23 protein-coding genes and 1 pseudogene are annotated in these 25,189 nt (G+C 54.6%); 4 read left to right on the forward strand and 20 right to left on the reverse strand.

What is annotated here, in order from left to right; genetic code table 11:
* Positions 1-5: 5 nt before the first annotated feature.
* A complete protein-coding gene (locus tag IPM21_10260) occupies positions 6-2,810 on the reverse strand; it encodes an insulinase family protein (GenBank protein MBK9164281.1) in 2,805 nt (934 codons plus the stop codon).
* A 95-nt stretch (positions 2,811-2,905) separates the two neighbouring features.
* On the opposite strand from IPM21_10260, the gene IPM21_10265 reads away from it, so the two are divergent.
* On the forward strand, positions 2,906-3,109 hold the full coding sequence (locus IPM21_10265; GenBank protein ID MBK9164282.1) for a hypothetical protein: 204 nt from the start codon (positions 2,906-2,908) through the stop codon (positions 3,107-3,109).
* Between the two features lie 137 nt (positions 3,110-3,246).
* Here IPM21_10265 and IPM21_10270 read toward each other — a convergent pair whose 3' ends face one another.
* From IPM21_10270 to IPM21_10320, 11 genes and pseudogenes are all read right to left on the reverse strand, one after another.
* Entirely contained in the window at positions 3,247-4,965 is a 1,719-nt protein-coding gene (locus tag IPM21_10270) for an AMP-binding protein (GenBank protein ID MBK9164283.1), read from the reverse strand.
* Entirely contained in the window at positions 4,883-7,630 is a 2,748-nt protein-coding gene (locus IPM21_10275) for an SDR family oxidoreductase (protein MBK9164284.1), read from the reverse strand. The genes IPM21_10270 and IPM21_10275 overlap by 83 nt, the downstream gene beginning before the upstream one ends.
* 55 nt (positions 7,631-7,685) lie before the next feature.
* Positions 7,686-8,240 carry a hypothetical protein gene (locus IPM21_10280; protein ID MBK9164285.1) on the reverse strand — a complete coding sequence of 185 codons (555 nt, stop codon included), beginning with the start codon at positions 8,238-8,240 and terminating at the stop codon, positions 7,686-7,688.
* Between the two features lie 45 nt (positions 8,241-8,285).
* Positions 8,286-9,887: a DUF2088 domain-containing protein gene (locus IPM21_10285; protein MBK9164286.1), complete on the reverse strand. Its 1,602-nt coding sequence runs from the start codon at positions 9,885-9,887 to the stop codon at positions 8,286-8,288.
* A gap of 16 nt (positions 9,888-9,903) precedes the next feature.
* Positions 9,904-10,455 (reverse strand): hypothetical protein, encoded by a 552-nt coding sequence (locus IPM21_10290; GenBank protein ID MBK9164287.1) that lies wholly within the window; start codon positions 10,453-10,455, stop codon positions 9,904-9,906.
* 239 nt (positions 10,456-10,694) lie between these two features.
* A complete protein-coding gene (locus tag IPM21_10295; protein MBK9164288.1) occupies positions 10,695-11,120 on the reverse strand; it encodes a GxxExxY protein in 426 nt (141 codons plus the stop codon).
* Positions 11,121-11,794: 674 nt separating this feature from the next.
* Positions 11,795-11,995: a type II toxin-antitoxin system Phd/YefM family antitoxin gene (locus IPM21_10300; GenBank protein MBK9164289.1), complete on the reverse strand. Its 201-nt coding sequence runs from the start codon at positions 11,993-11,995 to the stop codon at positions 11,795-11,797.
* A 28-nt stretch (positions 11,996-12,023) separates the two neighbouring features.
* Positions 12,024-12,695: a M20/M25/M40 family metallo-hydrolase gene (locus tag IPM21_10305; protein MBK9164290.1), complete on the reverse strand. Its 672-nt coding sequence runs from the start codon at positions 12,693-12,695 to the stop codon at positions 12,024-12,026.
* Positions 12,668-12,979, reverse strand: coding sequence for a hypothetical protein (locus tag IPM21_10310; protein MBK9164291.1), 312 nt, complete (start codon positions 12,977-12,979; stop codon positions 12,668-12,670). The genes IPM21_10305 and IPM21_10310 overlap by 28 nt, the downstream gene beginning before the upstream one ends.
* Before the next feature lie 21 nt (positions 12,980-13,000).
* Positions 13,001-13,674, reverse strand: a pseudogene (locus tag IPM21_10315) (HAD-IB family hydrolase).
* Between the two features lie 272 nt (positions 13,675-13,946).
* Entirely contained in the window at positions 13,947-14,243 is a 297-nt protein-coding gene (locus IPM21_10320) for a hypothetical protein (protein ID MBK9164292.1), read from the reverse strand.
* 88 nt (positions 14,244-14,331) lie between these two features.
* Here IPM21_10320 and IPM21_10325 point away from each other — a divergent pair, with 88 nt between their 5' ends.
* Complete coding sequence (locus IPM21_10325) at positions 14,332-14,532, forward strand: tetratricopeptide repeat protein (protein ID MBK9164293.1); 201 nt, start codon at positions 14,332-14,334, stop codon at positions 14,530-14,532.
* 44 nt (positions 14,533-14,576) lie between these two features.
* Here IPM21_10325 and IPM21_10330 read toward each other — a convergent pair whose 3' ends face one another.
* Positions 14,577-15,413, reverse strand: a complete 837-nt coding sequence (locus tag IPM21_10330) for an alpha/beta hydrolase (protein MBK9164294.1) — start codon at positions 15,411-15,413, stop codon at positions 14,577-14,579.
* A gap of 109 nt (positions 15,414-15,522) precedes the next feature.
* Here IPM21_10330 and coaD point away from each other — a divergent pair, with 109 nt between their 5' ends.
* Complete coding sequence (gene coaD, locus IPM21_10335) at positions 15,523-16,020, forward strand: pantetheine-phosphate adenylyltransferase (protein ID MBK9164295.1); 498 nt, start codon at positions 15,523-15,525, stop codon at positions 16,018-16,020.
* Positions 16,021-16,582: 562 nt separating this feature from the next.
* Here the strand turns inward: coaD and IPM21_10340 are convergent.
* The 4 genes from IPM21_10340 to IPM21_10355 all read right to left on the reverse strand — a co-directional run bounded on the left by IPM21_10340 (position 16,583) and on the right by IPM21_10355 (position 20,675).
* Positions 16,583-17,690 (reverse strand): IS3 family transposase gene (locus IPM21_10340; GenBank protein MBK9164296.1). Its coding sequence is split into 2 segments (ribosomal slippage): positions 16,583-17,644 and positions 17,646-17,690, totalling 1,107 coding nucleotides; the frame shifts between segments, so codons are not numbered across the junction.
* Between the two features lie 43 nt (positions 17,691-17,733).
* Complete coding sequence (locus IPM21_10345; GenBank protein MBK9164297.1) at positions 17,734-18,063, reverse strand: hypothetical protein; 330 nt, start codon at positions 18,061-18,063, stop codon at positions 17,734-17,736.
* Positions 18,064-18,403: 340 nt separating this feature from the next.
* Entirely contained in the window at positions 18,404-19,366 is a 963-nt protein-coding gene (locus IPM21_10350) for a hypothetical protein (GenBank protein MBK9164298.1), read from the reverse strand.
* A gap of 865 nt (positions 19,367-20,231) precedes the next feature.
* Positions 20,232-20,675 carry a BrxA/BrxB family bacilliredoxin gene (locus tag IPM21_10355; GenBank protein MBK9164299.1) on the reverse strand — a complete coding sequence of 148 codons (444 nt, stop codon included), beginning with the start codon at positions 20,673-20,675 and terminating at the stop codon, positions 20,232-20,234.
* Positions 20,676-20,858: 183 nt separating this feature from the next.
* On the opposite strand from IPM21_10355, the gene cyaB reads away from it, so the two are divergent.
* Positions 20,859-21,416 (forward strand): class IV adenylate cyclase, encoded by a 558-nt coding sequence (gene cyaB / locus IPM21_10360; GenBank protein MBK9164300.1) that lies wholly within the window; start codon positions 20,859-20,861, stop codon positions 21,414-21,416.
* On the opposite strand, the gene ppk1 is transcribed toward cyaB, so the two are convergent.
* The 3 genes from ppk1 to IPM21_10375 all read right to left on the reverse strand — a co-directional run bounded on the left by ppk1 (position 21,413) and on the right by IPM21_10375 (position 25,188).
* Positions 21,413-23,569: a polyphosphate kinase 1 gene (ppk1, locus tag IPM21_10365; protein MBK9164301.1), complete on the reverse strand. Its 2,157-nt coding sequence runs from the start codon at positions 23,567-23,569 to the stop codon at positions 21,413-21,415. The genes cyaB and ppk1 overlap by 4 nt on opposite strands.
* 84 nt (positions 23,570-23,653) lie before the next feature.
* Positions 23,654-24,235, reverse strand: coding sequence for a L,D-transpeptidase (locus IPM21_10370; GenBank protein ID MBK9164302.1), 582 nt, complete (start codon positions 24,233-24,235; stop codon positions 23,654-23,656).
* Positions 24,235-25,188: a hypothetical protein gene (locus tag IPM21_10375; GenBank protein ID MBK9164303.1), complete on the reverse strand. Its 954-nt coding sequence runs from the start codon at positions 25,186-25,188 to the stop codon at positions 24,235-24,237. Before IPM21_10375 ends, IPM21_10370 begins: the two co-directional genes overlap by 1 nt.
* Between the last annotated feature and the right edge of the window lies 1 nt (position 25,189).

Genomic DNA, 25,189 nt, shown 5'->3' on the forward strand with positions numbered 1-25,189 from the left:
CCTCGCTAGTTCAACTTTATCGGATCGCCGAAGCCGAGTTCCTTAAGCCGCGGCATCTGCGTGGCGGCATCGCCGACGACGAGCCAATACATCCGGTCGCTGTTGAGATACTTGCCCGAAAGCTCGCGGATGCGCTCGACCGTCATATCGCGAACGATCTGCTCACGCTGCTTTACATAGTCCGGACGCCAGCCGTATTTGCTGATGTTCTCGAGCATGTTGAGCTTTGCTCCGGAAGTCTCAAATGCACGTGCGTTGCTCTTGATCAGGAAGCTCTTCGTCGTCGCCAGGTCATCTGCCGAGTATTTTTTCGGGTAATGATCGACGATGTTCTTAACGAGCTGTGCCGCCTCGAGCGTAACATTTGCCCGGACGCCGCTCGAGATAACGAACGGCCCCGGCACGGTCGTCCCCGAAAAGCCGGAGTTTATCCCGTAGGTGTAGCCCTTGCCCTCGCGGAGTTCCTGCGTCAGCTGCGAGGCAAAGCCGCCGCCGCCGAGAATGTAGTTCATTACGATCGCAGGGTAGAAGTCCTTGTCGGTCGCGGCAAGTGCCGGATAGCCAAAGCGAAAGACCGACTGCACCGCACCGGGAACGTCATAGAAATAGACCTTCGATTCCGTCGGCGGCGCGGGTGTCTTGACAGTTGGGACCGTCACCTGTTTCGCCTTCCATTTCGAATTGAGCCCGGCGAGCGACTTGACCGTCCGGGCCTTGTCGATATCGCCGACCACATGCATCCGGGCGACCGAGGGCGAAAGGTTCTTCGCGTAATAAGCTTTCAGGTCATCGAGCGTGATCGCATTCACGGTCTCGACCGTACCTAGCGTGCTCCGCGAGCGAATGTTCTCTTTTCCGTAAACCAGCTCATTGAAACGAAGCTGTGCGATGGCGTTCGGGTTGGCCTGTATCTGGCGGATCTGGGCGATGGTGCTCTGCTTGATCAGGTCAAATTCCTTCGCATCCCATCGCGGCTCGAGCAGGATCTCCTCGACCAGAGCGAGCGTCGCTTCGTGGTTACGAGCGAGAGTGTTGACGGAGATGGTCACAGCTTCCGACCCGGCCGAGACGTTTATCGAGGCACCAAGTTGCTCGATCGCATCTTCGAGTTCGGCCGGCGTCTTCTTAGCGGTCCCTTGCGTCATCAATCGGGCCATCAGGTTCGCAACGCCGACCTTGTTGATGTCTTCCATCAAAAGGCCGCCATCGATGACGATCTCATACTGCACGAGCGGCACTTCCCTATTGCCTATGCCATAAACGCGCATTCCATTGCTGAGTTTCTGCTCCCAGACGGTCGGCGTCTTGACCTGCGGTTCCGAGCCGTAGGGCGGCTCGACCGAGCGGTCAAAGCTCGAGGGAGTCTTCTCATACTCGGCCTCTACGTTCGGGTCAACTTCGGTCTCCGCTCCCTGAACGATCGGCTCTTCGGCGACCTCTGCCCGCTTCGAATTAGAAAGTGCGAGGTCCGTCTTGCCCTTCGGGACAAATGACGTCGCAACGAAGTTCTTGCCCTTGATGTACTTTTCGTAAACCCGCTTTACGTCCGCGGTCGTTACGGCCAGAATGGCATCGATCTCTTTCGCGACATAGCCCGGATCATTGGCGAAGATGTTGCCCTGTGCAAGCTGAACGCCCTTGCCGAGCACGCTCGAAAGCGAATTGTAGAATGCCGTTTCCTGTCCGGCCTTGATGCGGGCTAGATCCTTTTCTGAGATGCCTTCTTTCTCAAATTTCGCAAACGACTCCGCGACCGCAGCGGCCACATCATCGAGCTTTTTATCGGCAAATGCCCGGACCTCAAGCTGCATTTGCCCTGCGAGTTCCGAATCGTACATAAACATCGATACATTCGGGGCAAGCTTTTTATCTTCGACTATCACCTGATAAAAAGGTGCCCGTTTTCCGCGCGTCAGGTAGGTCGCCAGGACGTTGAGAGCATAGGAATCCGGATGATACTGCTCGACCGTCGGCCATGCCATTGTCAGCTCCGGCAGGCGGGCAAAGTTGTCTTCGTGAAACAGCTTGACCGTCTCTTTAACAACGCCGGGACGCTTCTCGATCGGGGTGATGTCCTCGCCACGCCTGATCTCGCCGAAGTATTTTTCGACCCACTTTTTCGCCTGCACCGGATCGAAGTCACCGGCGACGACGAGCGTCACATTGTTCGGCACATACCACCGGCGGAAGAAGTCCTTTACGTCGTCGAGCGTCGCGGCCTGCAGGTCGTCAAGCGATCCGATGACCTGCCAGTTATACGGATGATCGGCGGGATAGAGAGCCTTGTCGATAACATATTGCCCATGGCCGTAAGGGACGTTATCGACGCCCTGCCGCTTTTCGTTCTTTACGACCTGCTTCTCCTTTTCGAGCACTGGCTCGGTCACAGTGTTGATGAACCAGCCGAGCTTATCCGCCTCGGCCCACAGCATTTTCTCAAGCGCATCATTCGGCACCGTCTGCAGATAGTTTGTCCGATCGCGGCTGGTCGAGCCGTTCGCACCCGAACCGCCGATCCGAGCCGAGAGCTTATCGAGCCCGCCTTTGCCTAGATTTTCCGATTCGAGAAAAAGCAGATGCTCGAACATATGAGCAAACCCCGTCCGCCCCGGCTTCTCTCGCGCCGAACCGACGTGCGCAGTAAGCGAGACCGCAACCACCGGGTCGGACCGGTCGATGTGAAAGACCACATCAAGCCCATTCGGCAGCGTGAACTTCTGATAGTCGATCTTGAAGCTGGGTTTCTGCTGGCCGAATGCGATCGTTGAAAGGAGAACGGCAATAATGGCGAACGAGAATGTCTTTTTCATCATATGTTTAAGGGATCTTAGCGTAAGTGATAAAAGTCTTTACGCACTCAACGGCAACAAAGTTTTTTCAAAATATTTCAAGGACTCGACTTTCAATGATAGTTTTTCCCGGGCTGCTCCGCATTCTCTCACGGATGGCAACTTTGACATCCGAGATTAATAACGAAGGAGAACTAATAATAAAGAACACTACCAATCGACTCGAAGGCATCATGGGCTTCACGCTCATCGAACTGCTCGTTGTCAGCTCAACGGTCACGATGCTCATTGGCCTGCTTCTTCCCGCTATCCAGAAGTAAGTCCGGCGGTGCGACCGCTCAACAACGCCGAGGGCCCTTTCGAGGGCCTTCGGCACTAATTATCTATCACCGGTTCCTGCTTCCGTGCTTTCCGCCGCTCGGCTTTCCAGGCCTTTCTTACCGCCGCAACGTCAAACTTATCCCGCTTGCCGTCGCATATTTTCGACCTCGTGCTGAACACGGGCGGCGATCAGGCGATACGCCTCCGTGTTCGGGACGCCCTTGGTCATGTCTCGAAGCTCTTCATAGGAAAGAAATGCCCCTATCTTTGCACCGACCCTTGCCCCGATGCTGTCGCGCTTCGGGATGGTCATTCCTTTCGGATACGCATCGAACGTTCCCCAAAGATATATCGGCAAAATACCGATCTTTTGGTTGAGTGCCAAGTAACCGATCACAGGCTTGAACTCCGCGATCTCGCCGGTCAGGCTACGCGTGCCCTCGGGAAAGATCAGGGCGTTGTAGCCCTCGTGTAGGATGCGGGTAACGTGGCGAAGCGATTGCCGCAAACTTCCCGTCCGCTCTATCGGCACGAGCGTCGTGAAGTTGTTCATATATGCCCGCTTGTATTTCGTATCAAACCAATAATCTGCCGCCGCGACCGCCACGGTCTGCTCCGCAACCTCTTTGCCGAGAGCTCGCTTCACAAGCCCTGTGTCGATGTGCGACGCATGGTTCGGGGCAACGATAAAGTTTACGTGTGCCGGGACGTTGCCCAGCCCCTCGATGCCCGTATCGAGCACCTTGGTGTAGAGCGTTTCCTGCGCGAGGTCAACGGCGGCATTTCCGATCCGGCGAACGAGCGAAGGTATGTGGATCTCCTCTTCGTCTTTTTTCTCCTCGACCTTCGGCTCATCGGCCAGCCGTTTTGATTTATCGACCCGTTGAACGGCGGTCAGCAGTTCGCGGACCGTCTGCACCTCGTTCAGAGTATCGGGCGAGAGGACGCGGCCGCCGGCGTCCTCGACCGCCGCTTGAAGCTCGACGAACATCAGCGAATCAAAGCCGAGATCGGCGAGCTTGTCCTCCACCGCAACGTCCGAGAGCGGCCGGCTCGAAACGGTCGCGACGACCTTCCGGATCCAGAGCATATTATCGTCGCCCTTTGCATCGACCACCGCTTTGGTCTTCTTGCGGTCGCGTTCCTCGAGCGCGACAAGCATCGCGACGACCTCGGGCCGCTTCACCTTTCGGGTCGCCGTCCGCGGCAGCTCGAAGGGAGTCACATGCATAACCTTTATCCGCTTGAAGAACGGGAGCCCGGCCGCGACCTCGCGGAAATGCTCTTCTATCCGCTTGTTCACTTCCGTTCGCGAGCGGGCAATGTCGTGCTCATAATCCGGAACGACGAGTGCCGCGATCTTCTCGCCGCCGTCGCTATCCGCAAGCCCAACGACGCTCAATTCCTTTATGAATCCTGACTTGGAATAGAGCTCTTCGATCTCGTCGGGGTAGATGTTCTTCCCGTTAGAATCGATAATGATGTCCTTTGACCGTCCGACGATGTAGAGGTTTCCGTCCTCGTCTATTCGGCCGAGATCGCCGGTCCGCAGCCAACGGTCGTGAAGCACGGCCTCGGTCGCTTCATCGTTATTAAAGTAGCCGAGCATCACATTCTGTCCGCGGCCAAGCACCTCGCCGACGCCGTTATCGTCCGGGTTTTCGATCTTGACCTCAACGCCCGGCAGCGGCTTGCCGACGCTTCCGCGAAGAAGTTTATTGCCCGGACGTGCAACTGTCAGCACCGGCGAAGACTCCGTCAGCCCGTAGCCCTCAAGCACCGTAAACCCAAGCCCGTGAAGGTCTTTCTGCACCTTTTCGCTCAGGGCAGATCCGCCCGAGATCATATACCTCATCTTTCCGCCCATGCCCTGATGGATCGGGAAAAGACGATCGGCCGAGGTTGAACGGCGTGTTGTCGCGGATCCAGGCGTTGAATTCGATCATCGAGTCCGCCGCGTCGGCGATCCAATCACCGCGTTCGCGGAGGCGCGTTTTTATGCGGCGATGAAGCATCTCCCAAAGAGCCGGAACGCCGACCATTCCCGTGACGTGGCCTTTCTCGATCGCCCGCGAAAGCTCCTCTGCGGTTAGGTCATCAAGATACGTGATCTGCGTGCCGTTCGAAAATGGCGTCAGGAATCCGGCCGAGAACTCGAACGTGTGGTGCATCGGCAGAACGGAGAGAACGCCGTCCGTTATATCCATATCGAGCACGCTCGAGAGCATCGAGACCATGTTCGTGAAATTCTTGTGCGAGAGCATCACGGCCTTTGGCTTGCCGGTCGTGCCGGAAGTAAAGATCAACGACGCGACCGCATTGCCGAGCACTTTAGGAGGCAACAACGCGAGCCGCTTCGCTTCCTCAAGCTCATCCGGCATCTCAAAAACTTCACCGAACGTGAACACGACTGGACCGCGGGCGTCCCCGCCTGCAACGCCGGTTCCTCCGGCGTCATCAACTTCGCCGAACGCGACTTTGAGCTTTTCGCTCAACTCAGGATTCTCCGCCGCCAACCTCGGCGAGATCACGATCGCCGAGACATCGCCCGCCTTTGCAAAATTAATGATCTCATCGACCGAGCTCGCCGGGTCGATCGGGACTGCGGTCGCACCCGCCTTCAAAATGCCGAAATAGGTCATTCCCCACTCGGGCATATTGTGCGAGAAAAGAATGACGCGATCGCCCGGCTTAATGCCCTTATCGGCAAGAAAACCCGCGGCACGGAGCGTGAGCTCGCGGACGTCCTCAAATGTGTATTGCTCCTTGCGGCCGTTACGCTCGATCCGCATCGCAACCCGCGTCGGGAACCGCTTGGTCGAAGTATCGAAAAGATCGAGCAGGTCCTTGTAAGTATGCGACCGCCGCTCCTGCGTCTTGAGCTCTTCTTCGAGCGTTGGCAGCACCCACTTCTTCATTCCCGGGAAATGGACCTTGAGCCAGTAGTCATACCAATCAAGCTTTTCGGGGTACCACGGCAAGAGGTGTTTCTCTTTTTCTTTGACGACCGCCATCAACGCCCGGACGTTGTCTGACCGATAAAGGTACTCGTTGTCGATCATGAACGGCTTGAACATCGCGAAGGCGTGCATCGTTTCGCTGGTCGCCCGCTTAAACTCTTCGGTAGATTTCTTGAGGTCAGAAACGATGTTTCCGATACGGCCGCCGCCCCAGCGAGGCGTCGCCCGGTCCATCAGATCGTCGGCACGCTTGGCGAGCTTGTTGAGCATCGGCGCCGAGGTCAGCTCATACGTCCGCTGCTTGACCGGTGCGGCCTCAACCATTCCGGCGAGCTTGTTGACGAGCTTGCTACCCGTCTCTTTCTCGGCAAAATGCTGTCGTTTATAGAGCCCGACCAGCCCGACGATGCGTTTCATATCGTTCGGGTTCGAATCGCCCGACGAGGCCTGAAAAACGAGCGGTGGATTGTCATCGACCAATGCATTCATCGCCGCCGCGATGATCACACCCGCGACCATATCGACCGGAATCACATCGAGGATCAGCTTCTCATTCACCGGAATTATCGGCTGGCCCCTGAGTGCGATCAGGATCAGCGGAGCGGTTGTCGTAAAGCCCTCGTTCCAGCCGGCGAAAGGGTATTGGTTTGCCGATTCGACAATGCTCGGGCGAACGAGAGTTTTAACGATGTCGTCCTGCGAGGCAATGATCTGCTCGGCGAGCGACTTTGAATACGTGTAGATATTCGTCCAGCCCCAATATTCGGCCCGCTCGGCGCCAAGCTCGGTCGTCCGCTCGCGGATCCACATCTTGCGTTCACGGAAAATGGCGGATTTCAGCTCGGCCTCGTCATCGGGGTCGCGGCCTTCTTCAATAAAACGCTTGCGTGCCTGCTCGCGAAACTTCGCAGCCTGCACGGCGTCGTCGGCTTCCTGACGAGCCTGCTCGCTTAAACGTGCACAATCCTCGACCTCTCGATTGACGTCGAACGTCGTTCCGACCAGTTCATTCTTTCGCGGAAAATAACCGACCACCGGCTCGTTTTCCCAGATCGCTCCGCTCCGCTTGCCCGCGACAAAACACGTAGAAACATGAACGACACGCGGCTTTTTCATCATCCGAGCGAGCTTGATGATGTTGTTCGACCCGACGACGTTCGTCCTGAGGGCCGACTCAAGCGGCGGGTTGAACGTCACGTTGCCGGCGCCGTTGATGATCACGTCCGTATCGGCCATTATCGCCGCCGCCTGCTCCTCGCTCATCCCGAGATATTCGTTCCCGACGTCGCCATTGACCGGCACGACCTTTTCGCGGATGAACTCCTCAAACTTCTCGCCGTATTTCTCCCGCAGCGGGTCGAACGTCGGCGAGGTGACAATGCTCGTCCAGAACCGCGTCATCGATTCGTTCTCATCCCGAGCCCGAACGGTCGCATAGACCTTCCCGACATCCGGGAAATTATTGAGCAGCATCGACAGCGTGACCTTCCCCACAAACCCCGTCCCGCCAATAAAGAAGATCGTCTTGCCCTTGAATATTTCTGTTGGTGATAGTTTCATACGGAACGCGGACACTCCTGTTCGCAATGCGGCCAAGTATCGTAAAATCGAGCTCCTAGGTTAGGCCAAACCTTTTTCCAGAGAGCTCTATCACGATCGAAGTCGTGATGACAGCGGCGGTTAGGATCGATGAGATGCAACACACTGCTCCGAAAACAGCAAAGGCGACCGTCGCCAACTTGGCACCGAGACCCTGTTTTTGCTTCGCGATCTTGTAACCCTGGATCGACATTAACGTCAAAGGCCAGATCCCGAGGACGATTCCAATTATCACGACAATTATGATCACAGGAATCGCACTTAGAAATAACCCGGCGAAAATTCCGAGTTCCGATAGCCCGAGATTTGGCATAAAAGCGGCTACAACAAACCACAGAACTAGCAAAATAGCGGCAACCATGTGACCCGCGAAAAAAGAAATGACAATCGATACAAATATTGATACCGCGAAACTCAGGCCGCCCATTGTTGCCCTCTTGGCAACTCTATTTTCCTCTAGTTTCGCTAACTGATAAGCCTGAACAAACAACACCATGAGCGAACCGATCGCAAAGACTATAAATATCGGTATTCCAATGCTAAGGACCGTATAGAATTCACTCTCACTCATGATTTCTCCTTAAATAGTCACAAAAACAACCTCGTTAACGGAACTCTAATCGCTCACATTACACAACCCAATTATCGGCTGGTGGAGCATTGTTATCTCGGCGTTGCGGCCCATGTAGCTGCGGCCCATGGCGATGGCTTCGGTCAGGTTGTCGGTGCGTTCCCAGCCGAGCATTTCCGGCACGTGAGCGTTCTCGGCCCCCGCGACGATCACCTTGCCGACGTGCTGGCGGCCGTTCTCGCCCCAGTACCACATAAAGAAGGGGTGGGCCCCGTGGTAGGCATTGCCGCGGCGATACATCTCGATATAGGCCGGGTTCGACGCGAACTCGCGTTCGTATTTTTCCCGCAGATAGAAAGCATCGCGCGATTCGGGCAGCAACCGATGGAAAAACTCGATGTATGACGGATGGAAATTGTGATCAAACTCGTCAAAGCACGGATGCGTTATGATCATCACGCCGCCTTTTCTGAGCAGCGGTTTGTTTCGGTACATATTGAAGTGGTACCCAAGCGCCATCACCTGCACCAGCAGCGGATTGAGCGCCGAGTAAACGTTGTACGGCGAAATATCCGGAATGCCCGAGATCAAGATGTCGCACTGCCCTTTCACCGGAATTTCGTACTGCCGATAGTTGAGATCGAGGATCTTGTCATGCACCGGTTCGGTCTTGCCGGCAAAGCATCCAATCAGTTCATATTGAGCCGGAATCGCGTGGAGCATCTTTCGCCGGGCGGCTCGCGGCATCTTTGAGAAGGTCCGGGCCATTGCCTCCCATTTCATCCTGTCCATGAACGAAAAATCGTCCTCGTTCCGCGTCAAGATGTCGTAACCGTCCGAGAACATCTTGTTGTTCAGCGCGGTCTCAATGTGGAAAACCTTGCACTGCTCGTCGACCAATTTGCCGAGCCGGATCACTTTATGGTTCAGCTCACTCGCCGGCGGGTCCATATAGGAGTGCGAATCGCGGATGGTCTGCGGTTCGTGATGCGCCCGCAAGCTTTCGTAATCGCACAAGCCGACGGCGACCGATTTATGCCCGCCGTCCATCGGGACCAGGTTGATGTTGAGATAGATGAGCAGATCGCTCTCGATCGCCCGCTTGTTCACCCTGAGCGGTTCGTTGTGCCGCGTGTGCCCGAGCGTAACCAGGTTATCGTCGTCCTCGGCGTCGTGGTTGTAATAGCGGTCGGGGTAGTATTCGTTGTAGATCGCATCGCCGACCATCCGCTTCATTTCCCACGCCGTCATCTTGCGGTGCAGCGAATTTGCGATGATCAGGTGAATGTCATCAACGCCGTTTGCCGCACACATGTCCAGCACCACCTCGAGCATCGTCTGCCTGAGGTCCGGCAAGGCCATCGGCGGCAGCGGCAGCGAGATGTCGTCCATCGCGATCGTCACCCGCATCCCGGGCTCGAGCAGCGCATACAGCGGCTCCATCTCGATCGGATGATTGACCGCATACCTGATTGCCGCCTCGCGGTTCGGCAAGCCCTTGATCGGCGGGTTCGGATAGATCACCCGCGTCCCGACCGGTATGTCCTCAAGGATAAAATCCTCGCCAAACGGCATGATCCGCGGCGCCGAGTCCTTGTCAATGTACACGATCGATTCGTGCGTCTTCTTGCGTAATTGCAATGCCATAAAATTGTTAGCGGGCTTATTGAAATGGTTCGCCACTAATTGTGTTGACAAAATCGTTAGGCGATTCGAACATACCCGAACTCAAATCGAGTAGATTTCTGCTGACAAGCCCTTCATCGACCCAAGAAATGTGTACCGTTGCAAAATCCGCCTGTCCACCAACTCGAAGAAGTGCCCAATGATGGTTAGACTCCGCTCGTCTTGGAAAGCGTGAAACAACACCTTTCCTCTCTAACGATTTGTCAACGCCATCCGTCACAGAATTAACGAGGTTCTCAGTCTCGATATCTCTAACGAAGACCAATTCGGGGTCTTTCTTCATCAGGAAGTCACGCAATATCGCCATTCGTCGGGCGAATTCCTTCTCATCCACATTGTTTCTAAGCTGCTGTGAAGAATGCTCATACAGCGATGCATAATCTGCGTAAACCAGACTGTCACGAAATTCTGCAATTACTCGTTCATCGTTCCGCAAATACGCCCGAGCTCCAAACAATAAGAGAACGGTGATCGCAAAAACCGCCGTTAAAGCAATCAATATCCGAAAGAATGTGCGGCTTCCTCTCATACCCTTTGTCAGAACCTTACCGAGTCGAGCGTCTTACGCAAACCCGAGAATAGTGCGACCATTCGTCACTATTTACTTTGATATTCAAAACCCGAAAACTCCGCCATTTTTCCAGCGCTCTTTTTTGTGTCTTTTGTGTTCCTTGTCTGTGTCTTCTGTGTCCCTTTCTGTGGTTTCTGTGCTTTCTGTGGTTAACATCTTTTGAACACAGAATGCACAGAAACAAGACACCAAAAAAATCAGACGATCAATCGTTTCTTTTCCAAAAATCTTGGGTGTCCAAAGTTGAAAAGAAGCCCTACCCTCAACTGACCCGCTTTCAAATAGTTGATCACCTGAGACCAATCAATTGTCGTTAATGCTCTCTCGGCTTTGAGTTCGACAATTATCTCCCCGAAGCACAAGAAATCGGCCTTGTACTGCTTCTTCAATTCACGTCCCTTGTAATCGACCTGTAGCCATTTTTCGCGTTCAAACGGAATATTTCTCAAACCAAACTCGATCTCCAATGCTTCCTGGTAAACAGGTTCGGCAAATCCAATTCCCAAGCGATGATAGACCTCCAAAGCCGCTCCGACGATCGCGTACGTTTCTTCGACAAGTATGTACTGCCCGGGTCTCGCCCCGTGCTCGTCATTCGGATGAAATCTTGTCTCTTCATTCATAACTAAAACCTTGGCCCATTCTGTGCTTTTTCTGTGTCCGAATCAGTGCATTCTGTGTTCCGTGTTTTTGAACACAGAATTCACAGAAATAAGACACAGAAAAGAAGGCGGTATCTCTAGCACTCTCCAAATTCTTTCCGTGCTCTTTCTGTGTCCTACGCAGTGCATTATGTGTTCTACGTTTTTTTGAACACAGAGAGCACAGATAAAGACACAGAAAAGAACGCCGCATCTCTAGCACTCTCCAAATTCTTTCCGTGCTCTTTCTGTGTCCTACGCAGTGCATTATGTGTTCTGTCGATTTTTGAACACAGAATACACAGATGAAGACACAGAAAACCCCGACCGCCGTCGACAAGACTGAATATCGATATATACGTCTGTTGGCACCTATAGCGTCTCATTTGTACGATTCTCTTTACCCATTCTGTGCTCCTTCTGTGTCCTGATCCGTGATTTCTGTGTTCTGTCTCTTCTTCAACACAGAAAGCACAGATGAAGCCAAAGAAAAAGCCGGTGTTCACTATTCCCTCCCTAACACGCTGCCAATGATTGCGTCGATATTCGTCTGATCTAAATAGACCTTTTTCAAGATCACCGATATCCGGTGTGAGTCTCGAGCAGCAACGGCAGCGTCAAATTCATTCGTTAGTCCCGCAAGATACAACCGTTCGTTAACTGTCATCGCTGCCGCGTTTTTCTCTGTAACGGACAGAATTCCCTGGTCCTCCGATTTCAATCTGTTTCCAGTCCCGGGCCGAAACGATGACAGCCACTTCCTTCGTGCCGCGCTTGATCACTTGCGGACGACCGCTCTCGGCGAGGTCCAAGATAAGGTCTAAATTCTCTTTCGCTTCTTTAATATTGAATGACATCAACAAATTCGAGCGTTCTTTCGCAAAACTACTTAGTCGCTTTATCGATCATCCTCACTGCTTCGACCACCGTTTCTACCGCCTTAACATAGAAGTCCTGATCGATCTTTTCGAAGTCGTCCGTTGGGCGGTGGTAGTCCGGGTGGTCTTCGACGCCGAAGTAAATGAACGGGATCTTTTCGCGGTGAAAGGCACCGTGGTCGGATTGAAACGTCCAGTCGTCGCGGCCGCTGCCGGGCGTATCGTGCCCGAGCAGGAGCTTCACCTTGGCCTTTTTCTGCACCGCCTCGAGCGCCGGTTTGAACTGCGGATAGTGATACGTCCCGGCGGCGTAAAGTTCGCCCTTTTCGCTCCGCGAGAGCATGTCCATGTTCACGTTGAGCAGGATCGCATCCTTCGCCACCGGCAAATTCGCCACAAAATGCCTCGCACCTTGCAAGCCCATTTCCTCGGCATCGAGCGCGACGAAGATCAGCGAATGCTCCGGCCGGTTCTTCTTAAAATAGGACGCGATCGCAATTAGCGCCGCCGTCCCCGAGGCGTTGTCGTCCGCTCCGTTGTAGATCTGACCGTTCTGTATGCCGACGTGGTCGTAATGCGCCGTGATGACGATAAACTTCCCTGCCTTTTCCTTCGAGCGGCCTTCGATACGCCCGATGAAATTCACACCCGTCAACTCCTCTTTCCCACGGCGGGGCATGAATTTGAATTCCTGCCGCTCGGGCTCGATGCCGGATTGCGCATCCGCTTCGCAACGTAGTCGCGTGCCTTCACTATCAACGGCCGCTCCGGCGAACGGCCTTCGAGCTCGTCCGAGGCGAGATACTTCACGTCCTCGAGTAATCGGCCCGCGTCAAAATACTTCGAGCTCGGCTTCGATTCCCGGTCGTTGCGTTTACCAACCGCCAACTGCGCGGGAGCCGCAACCACCGCAACAAGCAGCAACAAAATTACCGAAGCCTTTGTTCGTAAAAATATCTTCAAAATCTACCTCTCTGGATAAAGCTATTTCAGATCCAAAACCGCCCAGTCGTGCTGCCTCGCCGTCTGCTTCAAACGAAAATCGGGACACACCGCCACCGGATGGCCGACTATCGAGAGCATCGGCAGGTCCGAAATGCTGTCCGAGTAGGCGAACGATTCCGAAAGGTTTATCCCTTCCCGCTCGGCATATTCGCGTATCCACTTTGCCTTCGTCGCCGAGGCCATCACCGGCGGCAGCACCCGCCCGGTTGCATAGCCATTAACGAACTCGAGCCGGTTCGCGACGTAATCATCGATCCCGAGATACTCGACCAACCGATCGATCGTGAAATCGAGTGCACCGGTCAGCACGACCTGCCGCTGGCCGTTCTTCTTCCCTTGGGCGATCAGGTCCGGCGTCCCGGGAAAGATCGCTGGCTTTAAGACGTCTTCGAAAAGCTCCTCCGAAAAATACCGAAGACGATCCTCAGACCAGCCCTCGTAGCTGCGGAAAAAGACCTCGTTAAAAACGTTGCGCGAATAGAGGTCGGTCACGCCAAAGAACGGCAGCTTTGCCAGCGTGCTTACGCTCGCCTTCGCCGTTTGCCAAAGGCCTTGTTGGCGCGTCGAGTAAAATGCAAGCGTGTGCACGAGGTTCGTGCTGACGAGCGTTCCTCGAGGTCGTAGAATGCCGCGGGTATTCCATTCTTGGCCATATCGTTCTATAATTCTAAGGTTCCTTAAATCGTAATTTCGAATATTACCATTTATGACCCCAAAATCTACCGCCGAACAAGTCAAGATCGCAGTATTGGCCGTTTTCGTAATTACATTGTGCCTACAGGCATCTTGTAGCTCAACCGCCGAAGGCGAAACTCCGGCCGGACGGCCGACTCCCGCACAGATCGCCGAGGCACGGGCCGCGGCCGAGCGCCTGTTCGCCGAGCGTACTGATCTGCCAAAGCTTCGGGAGGCGGTCCGCACGCTTTCAGACGTACGCGACCCCGAAAGCCGAGACTTTGAGATCGAGTGGACGTACGCGAAGTACAACTTCTTCCTCGGCAAGGCGGCCCCCGAAAAGGAGAAGGAAGCGATTTGGGAACGCGGCAAAACGGCGGGCCAGATCGCCGCCAGGCTTGAGCCAAACCGGCCCGAGGGCCATTTCTGGTATGGTGCCAATCTCGGCGAGCTGGCAAAGCTCAGCCCCGTTACCGTCGGCATCAAGTCGGTCGATGAGATTCAGTCCGCGATGAAACGCGTGATCGAGATCGATCCGGGCTATCAAAGTGCGAGTGCGTTCGACGCCCTTGCTCAGGTCGAACTGGCAACGCGGATGTTTGGCGACGGCTCGGCCGAAAAGGCGGTCGAGCTACTTGAAAAGGGCATCGAACCTCGGGCCCGAGAACGCCTTGCTCCGTGCGACGCTAGCCGAGGCTTACGTCTCGCTCCGCCGCTCGGCCGATGCCCGCAAACAGATCGACGCCGTGCTCGCAATGCAGCCGAACCCCAGCTACATCCCCGAACACGAAGAAGCCGTCGAAAAAGCCAAAAAACTCCTCACCCGCATTAACTAAATTGACGGCCCGCTGCTGGAGCTTGCCGGCGGCGGGCCGTCGGGCTAATTTCCGGTTGCGGCGCTGCTCCGGTCCTCAGCCAAGTCTTTGACGAAAGCTTCGATCTCCTTCGCTGTCCGCTCCGGGTCTTCCCAGTGCGGGGCGTGGCCGATGCCCTCGTATGTTTCCAGCCAAGAGCCTTCGATCCCGGCAAGCAGCCGCTCCTGATCGTCGATCGAAAAGTAGGCGTCCTGATCGCCCCAGATCAAAAGCGTCCGCGCCTTAATACGCTCGAGCAGCGGCCGATGGTCGGTCTCGAGCATTGAATGGCAAGCGGCCTTCCAAACGTGCGCCGGTGCTTTCAGGCTCTCGGCAACCGCCTGTGCAAAAAACTCGTCGCTGATCGGCTTTGCGACCGTGCTCGCTTGAAACTCTGCCACAAACTCCGCCGGGATCGGGTCCGAAAGGCAGTCGATCGCCTCGGCGACGAACTGCTTCACGCCCTCATTATCCGCACAACTCGCGAAGGAACCGATCAGCACGAGCGCCGCGACCCGGTCGGGATACTCGACAGCAAAACGCTGCGCCGCAAAGCTCCCCATCGAGTGGCCGACGATGACCGCCGCCGGGATCGCGAGAGCGTCCATCATCTCGGCGAGATCGCCGGCAAGGTCGCTCGAGCTGTAGCCCGACTCTGGTTTCGAAGCCTCGCCGTGGCCGCGTTGGGTGATCGCGATGGCCCGCAGATTCGGGTCGAGATAAGGAAAAACAAGCTCCCACGAGCGGTGCGAATCTGTAACGCCGTGGAGAAAGATGACGGGCGTCCCCGCCGCGTCGCCCTGTTCGATATACGGGAACCGAAGCCCCGAGCGAGTAGTAACGAATTTCTCAATGAATGCCATATATAGAATGCCTCCGATCTCTAAAGACGCGAACCGGGCAGCGAACAGGCAATGAGACGCACGGCAAGCTTCGCTTTCGCTCGTGAATATGCGTAAAATGCAGGCTTAAATGCGAAGAGCTATCTTTCCGGGTTCTTTTGACCCGCTGACCAACGGCCACCTCGACATCATCCGTCGGAGCATTCCGCTCTTTGACGAGATCGTCATTTCCGTGCTTAATAATCCGGACAAAAATCCAATGTTTACGGTCGAGGAACGCTGCGAGATGATCGGCGAGATATTGTCCGAGCTCGGCGGCAATGGCTGCCATCTGCGGGTGGCGAGCTTCTCGGGGCTGACGGCGCACTTCGCCCGCGAGATGGAGGCGACGGCGATCGTCCGCGGCATCCGGGCCGTTAGCGATTATGAATATGAATTGCGGATGGCCCTGATGAACCGAAAGCTCGAGCCAGAGATCGAGACCGTTTTCCTGATGGCCGGCGAAGAGTATTCCTACGTCTCATCGACGCTGATGAAGCAGGTGGTGGAACTCGGCGGCCGCGTCGAAGGCCTCATCCCCGCAACCGTAGAACGCCGCATCCGCCAAAAACTCGGCCAAACAAATTGAATTCCGCAAGTCCCTCGCCCGTGTCAGTAGCCCGACCGTAAGGGAGGGCTCCATTGCAGTAGCCCGCGCGTAAGCAAGGGCTTAACCTCAAACGCGGAATGAGGATTTCGGAATTCGGAATTTGTTGCGGAAACTCCCCTCCTTGTTTAGGAGGGGTGGCCGCCGCTTCGGCGGACGGGGTGGTAGAAAGTTCTGAGTCCCGCGCGTAAGCAAGTGCTCCATTGCAGAAGCCCGCGCGTAAGCAAGGGCTTAACCTCAAGTGCGGAATTCGGATTTCGGAATTCGGAATTTGTTGCGGAAACTCCCCTCCTTGTTTAGGAGGGGTGGCCGCCGCTTCGGCGGACGGGGTGGTAGAAAGTTTTGAGTCCCGCGCGTAAGCAAGGGCTCTCAATAGTGACGAGCGAAGAGTGACAAGTGACGAGTCCGGAATCAGGAATCCGAAATCTGGAATCTGGAGTCTGGAATCTGGAGTCTGGAATCTGGAATCTGGAATCCAAAATGCAGATGCCCGCGCGTAAGTAAGGGCTCTCAATAGGACCTCCCCCCTATTCTTGTTACCGATCTAAACTAGAGGATTTCGGGTTTCCTGGTAGTTTTGAACTGCCTCGTTCGGGGTCAGGCCGCACAGTGCGGAGTGCGGCCTGAATCCGTTGTAATCATCCTTGAATGCCCGGATCTTCTCGACCGCATCTTCGATCGACAGGAACCAGTTGACGTTCAGGCATTCGTCGCGAAAGCTGCCGTTGAAGGACTCGATGAAGGCGTTATCCGTGGGCTTTCCCGGCCGTGAGAAGTCCAGCGTGACATCGTTCTCGTATGCCCAGTGGTCAAGCACCTTCGAGATGAACTCGCTGCCGTTATCGACCTGTATTCGCTTTGGCACAAGCCCTCTCGTCTGTTTGATGCGCTCCATCACATTGACAACATCGGGGCCTTTCAAGGACTGGCCGACCTCGATCTCCAGACATTCGCGACTATAATTATCGACTAAAGTTAAGACCCGAAAACGGCTCCCGTCGAACAGCTGGTCGGCGACGAAGTCCATGCTCCAGCACTCATGCGGACCGGTAAGAACTGGCCGCTCCATTCTATGGGCCGCCGCCTTTCGCCTTCTCGGCCTCTTCCGTCTCAGGTTCAAGCCCTCTTCCTTGTATATGCGGTACGTACGCTTGTGGTTGTCCCGCCAGCCTTCACGTCTGAGAACCGTGTGGATCCGCCAGAAACCGTATCTTACCCGCGTTTCCGCGATCTCCCTGATCCGCCGCCTCACTGCCCGGTCATCTCTCGGCCGCTCGATATACCGGAACACCTTCCGCGAGATCGCCACCACCGAACACGCCCGGCGTTCCGAGACCCAGTAAGAATCCAGCAACCACCTTACTAACTGCTTTTTCTGCTTTGCACTCAGACACTTTTTTAACACGTCCTGCAGCATCTGCTTGTCCAAGCTCAGATCCGCCACCACCCGCTTCAACTGCAGATTCTCTTCCTCGAGCTGCCTCAACCGCCTCAACTCCGCCGTTCCAAGTCCATCGTACTTCTTCTTCCAGTTGTAGAAAGTCGCCTCGCTCACACCCATCTTCCGGCACACCTCCGCGACTGGAACTCCGGTCTCCGCCTGCTTTCAACGCAAACACGATCTGCTGCTCCGTAAACTTCGATCTCTTCATGGTAATTATGTCTCCTCATATTGTCATAATTACCCGGCTTCCTCTATTTTAGTTTGGTATCTTTTTTCGGGGGGAGGTCACTCTTCGGATTGCTAGGGCCTGGAATGTTCTTGAGGATAGTTACAACATCCTCTTCAAAGTGAAGCAGGTTTGGGTACGAACTAACGTCAGAATTTGTGACTTGGAAATCCTGTTTTCCATTTAGCTCATCAAGTTTAGAGGTCTTAGGATTACCCGGTAACTCGTTGCTGCTCACCGCTTGCAATATTGTTTCGCGGAACGATTCGATCTGCTCTTTAACAAACGACTCCGAGCCAGATATTTCAAAAGTTGCTCCGTCGCGGTTGATTAGAATTCTAGCGGGTTCACTCATGTGGGCTAATCTCCTTTCTTGTCGTTAAAATTTTACCTAGATCTCGATTCGAGCGAAATACTACAATAAAAAATGATAAATAAAAAATGGGCGGCAATCCGATTGTCAATAGCTTCTCGTCTGCTCGACATCGGTGGGTAACATTATCTGTTGCGCTAAAAAGAAAAGAGCCAAAGATAGCAAAGGAGTCATGCTTCGACGTACTAGGATGTTCGGAACAAGATCACACTTGTCACAATGCTGATGCCCTCCGAGTTGCGACACTCGCGTTGAGATCGCGGTTGAAAGGAATTCGGCTGTTGCGGAAAGAAATATTCTTGCGCCACTGACAAACCGGTCTCTAAACTGTTGGGATCCCCAATTTTTCTTTAATGTACTTAGAAAGATCACTTGAAACCTCATCAAATTCATAACGATGAATCTTTTTTGACTCAAAATCGATCTTTACGTCCGCCAAAAATTTATCGAAGTCCTTATTCTGTTTGCAGAGCTTATTTATGGTTTCCCAGTCGAGTATTTCACGGCTTCGTGCTGGATAAAGAATTTTGGAAGCGTCAATATCGGCCGGATCGAGTTGAATAATACCAATACCGAACGATGAAGCAAGTCTCTCGAGTTCGGAAAGAAACTCATCATCCTGCTTAATTTCGACGGCTACAAGATAGCCCTCGTGGGCCCATGATGAATTAGACACGGCTTGGAAATACGCTTCTCTATAGTTCGCTTTTGAAAGGGACTTCTTAATCTCAAATGAAAACAGTCGCAACGAGTTGTTGTCCGAAAGGCGATTGAATTCAATTACATTCTTTTGCCAATCATCGAGTGGAAGGTAGAAACCAACCATGTCAGGGTGGATCCATTCGTTATAGCCAGCCTTTGTCGAATTCTCGTGTTTTATCGTCTTCGTGTATATGGCTCGACCACGATTAAATGAGGGATTAGAGTTTGCGTAGTAGGCAAGTAACGGGTGAAGGTCTCGTTCATGATAACCGGTTTTGGCGGGAGCGGCTTTACCTTCAGCTTTCTCGATTCTATTAATTGTATCCGGAGCTAGTTCGGCTACGCGGCTCTTGAGAAAAAATCGAGCGGGACGTGATCCCACCTTAACAAACTTCGAATCTTGGTTATCTCTAACCTCTACGTAGATACGAGCCCCGAGACTGGCCCAAGGCGTCTTACCAGTAGTTGTCAGTCGGGCAGCGAGTCCGGTTTTTAGCCCGACCTCCCAAATGTCTTGATAAACCATTGGCTGTGGGGCTGTCTTCAGTACGTCAAAGGCCAAATCAAGAAACGAATAACTCATATTAATTGTGCCCTGCGGTACGATTTGAAAAGTATTCGGACTCGTCCGCGATGTATTCCCGCAAGATATTTAGATTGTCGCCGCAGTATAGGGTGTTCATGGGAACGCGATCCGGTTTTCAGGGATATTACATTATTGGCGTTTTTGGCGCAATAACTTTTGTCGGGCAAGGGCGGCGGCGGAGCCGCTTTGGTTCGGGACGGCTTCGGGAAAGGCGGAGCCTTTCCGCACATCATGGCGGCAAGCCGCGATCATGCATAACGCCTTTTGGAGAGGCGAGCCTCTCCGCTCTGCGATGCGGCGGAGCCGGGTTTGGATGATGGATCGGCGTGCGGGCGGAAATTTCTCTTGACCTGTATGTTGTGGGTATGATACATTCGTGTCGGTGCGGGAGAGGTGTCAACAAATTGGGATCGGTGGCTCGGGGCGAGGGGTGTTTGACATTGTTCAACTATTTAGGGGCTCGGGGCGGCCGGCGGCGGTTGCTGCGAACTTTTCCGCACCCGCCGGGCAAATCAGCCGCGTGTTTCAGTTGTTTCACTTGTTTCAGTTGTTTCACTCGTTTCAGTTGTTTCACTTGTTTCAGTTGTTTCAGAAACGCGCACTCTCCGCAAAAAATGAAACACTCCCAATGCGGAATACGCATGCGGAAGCCCGGACTCGAAGACTTCTACCACCCCGTCCGCCGAAGCGGCGGCCACCCCTCCTAAGCAAGGAGGGGGGCTTTAGGAATGCGGAAGCCTGCGCGTCAGCAAGGGCTTATCCTCCAATGCGATCTTCGAAATCTGGAATTTGGAATCTGGAATTCCCGCAGGCCGGGACTCAAAACTCAGCAACTCCGCAACTCTGCAACTCAATGCCGAGCTTAGCCGATGGCGGCTTCGGATTTGCCGCAGTGTTTGCCGAAGGCTTCGACGAGTGCCTGGGCGATGACCTGCGGCGGGCGGCCCTCGAGGTCGCGGCGCTCGAACATTTCAACGAGCTGGCCGTTCTTAAGGAAGCCGATCGCCGGCGAGGACGGTGCGTAGCCGGTAAAGAACTCGCGAGCCGTCTCGGTCGCATCAATATCGGCACCCGCAAAAACGGTGATCGCCCTGTCCGGCTTGGCTTCGCTGGCCTGCAGTGCCATCGCGATGCCCGGCCGCACGCCGCCGGCCGCACATCCGCAAACGGAGTTTACAACGACCATCAGCGTTCCGTCGGTCGCTTTTACCGCTTCGGCAACAGCTTCGCTGGACTTGGTCTCTTCGATGCCGAGGTCGGCGAGTTCGGCACGCATACCGTGGATCATTATTTCGGGATAAGGCATATTTTCTGCTCCTCTATATCTAAATATTTAACAAGCAAGGCCGCGATTTTCAATCTTGACCTTTTTGTCAAGTATCCGAGATGGCGGCTTCGGAGTCAAGCCCGAGCCTCGCGTTTGCCCATTGGGCGCGTATCCAATAGTATTGTTGCTTGGGCCGGGCCGCTCCCGCTCAACCGTTTGCCAATGGCGATCGAAACCGAGAAAAAGTACCGACTCGATAAGCCCACAATGGTCGCGATTGCGGACAGGCTTCGGGAACTCGGCGCCGAATTTATCACCGAGCGGTTCGAGCAAAATTTCATTTACCGCAATGGCATTCCGGACGAGACCAATGCCGTTCTCCGCATCCGCAAGATCGGCGAAAGCACCTTTCTCACATATAAAGAACGCATCAAGAACGACTCCGAGTTTAAGACCAAGATCGAACACGAGACGCTTGTCTCGGACGCCGAAGAGATGGAGTTCATCGTCGCAAAGCTCGGCTACAAGCTGGCCGTCGTTTACGAAAAGCACCGCAAGACATTTCACCTCGGCGACTGCGAGGTCGTGCTCGATGAGCTTCCCTTCGGGCAATATATGGAGATCGAGGGCGAACCCAAAGAGATACTTGAGGTCGAAAAAATGCTCGACGCCGAGGCTTATCAAGCCGAAACGCGGGGCTACTCGCGGCTGACCGTGAAATATGGCAAGGACGAGGACGGCATCAAAACGGCCCGCTTCGGGCGAGCCCGCTCTGCCTAAAAGCTCAGGTCCTCGCCGACGAACTCCGCCTGCGAATCGACCGGCTCGGCATTTCCTTGTGCGATTTTCTTGTAGGTCCCATCGGGCTTCAGCAATTTGGAATTGACGTTGTCGCGGAGATAAACGTCAAAGAATCGGTCGCGAAGATAGGTCTTGATCTCTTCGTCGAGCACCGGCACAACGACCTCGACGCGGCGGTCAAGATTTCGTTGCATCCAATCGGCACTGCCGAAATAGAACTCATCGGCTCCCGCATTTTTGAAGTAGAAAACGCGGCTGTGTTCGAGAAATCGCCCGACTACCGAACGAACGCGAATGTTCTCCGAAAGCCCCGGAACACCCGGCCGCAGCGAACAAATGCCGCGAATAATCAGGTCGATCTCCACTCCCGCGTTCGAAGCCTCATAAAGCGCTTCGATAAGGTCCTCATCGGTAAGGCTGTTCGCCTTCAAAATGATGCGAGCTTCCTTTCCGGCTTTTTTGTTTGCGGTCTCGCGGCGGACGAGATCGAAGAACCGCTCGCGAAGGTTTAGAGGCGCGACGAGCATTCGCCGGTAAGTATCCTGCTGCGAATATCCGGTCAGGAAATTGAAAAGATAGGTCGCATCCGCCCCGATGTCTTCATCGGCAGTGATCAGCCCTAGATCGGTATAAAGCTTTGCGGTAAAGGGATTGTAGTTTCCGGTCGCTATGTGGACATAGCGGGCAAGCTTGTCGCGTTCGCGGCGGACGACCAGCAGCACTTTCGAGTGCGTCTTGAGCGCGTTGATGCCGTAAACGACGTGAACGCCTTCGTTCTCAAGCCGCCGTGCCCATTCTATGTTGTTCTCTTCGTCAAACCGCGCCTTGAGCTCGACAACCGCTGTGACCTGCTTTCCTAATTGGCTGGCCCGCATGAGCGAGCGAACGACAGGTGAATCCTTGCCTGTGCGGTAAAGACAGATCTTGATCGCCTGCACATTCGGGTCTTCGGCCGCCTCAGCAAGAAAATCCGTTACCGCGGTGAATGATGTGAACGGATGATGAAGCAGAATATCCTGCTTCTTGACGGCGTCAAAAACACTTTTCTTGTCGTGAAGCACCGCCGGATGGACCGGATGAAACGGTTTGTCTTTGAGCGAAGGCCGCGGCAGCGAATAAAGCTGCATCAGGTCGGGAATATCCACAAACCCGTCGATCTTGTAAACGTCTTGATCCGTAAGGCCGATGCCCTCGGTCAGCACCTTCAGCATTCTATCCGGCATCGCCGATGAAACCTCCAGCCTTACGGGAAAGCGAAAGCGCCGTCGCTGAAGTTCGTGTTCAAGCGTCCGCATAAGGTCGCCAGCCTCGTCTTCGCGGATCTCGATATCTGCATCGCGGGTAACCCGAAAAAGAAACCCTTCGCCGGTCTTCATGTTCGGAAAAAGCTCCCGGGCGTTTGCCGAGATCACCTCTTCGATAAGTGTGAAACGGCCTTTCTTTTCGCTGATCGGCACGAGCCGCGGGACGCTCGGCGGCAGCTTGATGCGAGCAAACCGCTTCTGCCGGAATAGGTGACGCAGGTTCTTTTGCGTGAGCTGCCGATTGGGCTCGATGAAGATGCCGATGTTGACGCTAAGGTTCGAAATATACGGGAACGGGTGGCTCGAATCGACCGACTGCGGCGTCAAAATCGGGAAAAGGTTCTCGCGAAAATACTTGTCGAGCTTCCGACGCTCCTTTATCGGCAGCGATTTGTAAGGCTCGATGGTGACGCCGGTGGCGGCAAGCTCCGGCAGGACGGATTGCTGAAGACATGCCACCTGTTTTTTGAGCATCGGGCGGAGCCGGCGGCCGATCTCGGAAAGCTGGTCGGCGGGCATCATCCCGTCCGGCGAAGGATCGACGATGCCCTCTTCAAGCTGTTCCTTAAGGCCCGAGACACGGATCATGAAGAACTCATCGAGGTTGGTCGAGAAGATCGAAAGGAACTTGAGCCGTTCGAGCAGAGGCTGCTCCTCGTTAAGAGCCTCGTCGAGCACGCGGCGGTTGAACTCAAGCCAGCTCAACTCGCGGTTAAAAAGACGCGGTTCCTCAGGCGCGGCCATTTCGGTTTTTGGTTTCGGCCGGGCGGTCGGTTTCGGCTTTGTCGGGGTTCGTTTTCGCAAACGCGTGTTAGCTGGGCGTTCCATAAGCGTAATTCTTCATTATAGACCGCCGCGACGAGTTGATGATGTTAATTCGATGTTACAGAGTTGTTACGTGCGAGACAAGGTTCAGGGTTTTATCGTGACCGGAGTTCCGATCGGTATCGCGTCAAAAAGTGCCTGCATTTCGTTATTCTTGAGAGCAATGCAGCCTTCCGTCCAGTCGCTTTTCTCGCCGCCGCCGTGAATGTAGATCTCGCCGCCGAGCTTCGTCTTTTGTGGAGGCATTCGCTTTTCATCGGTGGCATCGGCGATCGCTCGATGCTCCTCCTCCGAGATCAAGCCCTCGGCAAAGCCGCGTTCGGCATCTTCGCGAGACGGATAACTAATTCCGAGGGAAAGGAAGAATCGGCTTTCGGGATTCTTGGTGAAGACGTAAAAGTCACCTTCGGGCGTACGCCCGTCGCCCTCGATCGCCTTGTCGCCATCGGGAGCGAGCCCAAGCCCGATACCAAATTCAGCGATCAGCAGTTCGCCGTCAAACACCGCGAGCTTTCGTTTTGCCTTTTCGATGACGATCCACGGTGCCTCCATAGCTGGAAACTGCACCTCGGCGTCGTTCCCGACCTGATCATTCATAAAATATTTAGCGGCCGCGAAGATCGGCCCAAATGCAAGGAACGCTGCGGCGGCGACGATCAACTTCCTCATCACTTCACCGCCGCCCGGACCGCATCGGCCTTCCTGCGAAATTCGCCGGCGAATTCGCTCTCCCCTTGCCGTTCCCAAAATGCGGCGAGCCTTTCATATCGCTCGGCCGGGTCGTAATTCATCGCCCAGGCGAGCTTTGCCATGCACTCGGGGCAACTATCGACCGGTCGTCTGTCCGTCTCGGCGAGGTGATTTGTGCCCGACATCAGGCATTCATACTTTGTGCAATGCCGCATCGAGAACATATGCCCGGTCTCATGCATCGCGATCTTGAGCGTACGAAACAACAGCCGGTCCTTCGGATTGTCAGCCTCAAGGATAATGTCGTCCATCCGATAGAGCGACCAAACGCCGACCCGCCTTTCGAGCGATGCCTGCCCAAAAACGAATGACCACGTATCGCCGGGATATAAGTCATAGTTCGTGAACGCGATCAATGCCGCCGCATCATCTTTGAGCATCTTTGGAAGCACGTCATCGATGAAATGCTGTGTCCTTATCTGGTCCCGCGGCGGGTAACCGGCCTTCCGTTTGAGATCTGCGGGAACTTTGCCAAGCCCGCGGTCGGCCAAAAGCTTGACCGGCAAGCTATAGAAAGCCCGCATATATTCGGCGGTCAGCCGTATCGCCTTTCGCTGCTCGCCGGTGAACCGGCCGATCGGCTGAATGTAGATCGTGCGGCGTTGGTCGGTCGGCAATGTCGGGCCGGAGGCGATGTATTGCTCGAAGGTCTCTCCGGGCTCGCTCTGCGTTTGAAGCCAATCTCCGTCGAGGACCTTCATCGGCTTAAAGAACCCCGTTACCGCATCGCGTTGCCGCTTCAACTGCTCGGTTCGGGCGTCCGTCGGCGGCTCGGAAACAACATCAGCCGTCGGAGCATCTTGCTGTGTGCAGGAGACTGCGAAGGCCGCGGCCATCAAAAATACGGCTTGGAATGTGGAAGCCCTTTTCATA

It is taken from the genome of Acidobacteriota bacterium, from assembly GCA_016716435.1.
Classification (GTDB): Bacteria; Acidobacteriota; Blastocatellia; order Pyrinomonadales; family Pyrinomonadaceae; genus OLB17.

Bases quoted from the DNA above. Each gene is read 5' to 3' on its own strand.
- IPM21_10260 (MBK9164281.1), bottom strand. From the start codon at position 2,810: ATGAAAAAGACATTCTCGTTCGCCATTATTGCCGTTCTCCTTTCAACG.
- IPM21_10265 (MBK9164282.1), top strand. From the start codon at position 2,906: ATGATAGTTTTTCCCGGGCTGCTCCGCATTCTCTCACGGATGGCAACT.
- IPM21_10270 (MBK9164283.1), bottom strand. From the start codon at position 4,965: ATGAGGTATATGATCTCGGGCGGATCTGCCCTGAGCGAAAAGGTGCAG.
- IPM21_10275 (MBK9164284.1), bottom strand. From the start codon at position 7,630: ATGAAACTATCACCAACAGAAATATTCAAGGGCAAGACGATCTTCTTT.
- IPM21_10280 (MBK9164285.1), bottom strand. From the start codon at position 8,240: ATGAGTGAGAGTGAATTCTATACGGTCCTTAGCATTGGAATACCGATA.
- IPM21_10285 (MBK9164286.1), bottom strand. From the start codon at position 9,887: ATGGCATTGCAATTACGCAAGAAGACGCACGAATCGATCGTGTACATT.
- IPM21_10290 (MBK9164287.1), bottom strand. From the start codon at position 10,455: ATGAGAGGAAGCCGCACATTCTTTCGGATATTGATTGCTTTAACGGCG.
- IPM21_10295 (MBK9164288.1), bottom strand. From the start codon at position 11,120: ATGAATGAAGAGACAAGATTTCATCCGAATGACGAGCACGGGGCGAGA.
- IPM21_10300 (MBK9164289.1), bottom strand. From the start codon at position 11,995: ATGTCATTCAATATTAAAGAAGCGAAAGAGAATTTAGACCTTATCTTG.
- IPM21_10305 (MBK9164290.1), bottom strand. From the start codon at position 12,695: ATGCCCCGCCGTGGGAAAGAGGAGTTGACGGGTGTGAATTTCATCGGG.
- IPM21_10330 (MBK9164294.1), bottom strand. From the start codon at position 15,413: ATGGCATTCATTGAGAAATTCGTTACTACTCGCTCGGGGCTTCGGTTC.
- coaD (MBK9164295.1), top strand. From the start codon at position 15,523: ATGCGAAGAGCTATCTTTCCGGGTTCTTTTGACCCGCTGACCAACGGC.
- IPM21_10345 (MBK9164297.1), bottom strand. From the start codon at position 18,063: ATGAGTGAACCCGCTAGAATTCTAATCAACCGCGACGGAGCAACTTTT.
- IPM21_10350 (MBK9164298.1), bottom strand. From the start codon at position 19,366: ATGAGTTATTCGTTTCTTGATTTGGCCTTTGACGTACTGAAGACAGCC.
- IPM21_10355 (MBK9164299.1), bottom strand. From the start codon at position 20,675: ATGCCTTATCCCGAAATAATGATCCACGGTATGCGTGCCGAACTCGCC.
- cyaB (MBK9164300.1), top strand. From the start codon at position 20,859: ATGGCGATCGAAACCGAGAAAAAGTACCGACTCGATAAGCCCACAATG.
- ppk1 (MBK9164301.1), bottom strand. From the start codon at position 23,569: ATGGAACGCCCAGCTAACACGCGTTTGCGAAAACGAACCCCGACAAAG.
- IPM21_10370 (MBK9164302.1), bottom strand. From the start codon at position 24,235: ATGAGGAAGTTGATCGTCGCCGCCGCAGCGTTCCTTGCATTTGGGCCG.
- IPM21_10375 (MBK9164303.1), bottom strand. From the start codon at position 25,188: ATGAAAAGGGCTTCCACATTCCAAGCCGTATTTTTGATGGCCGCGGCC.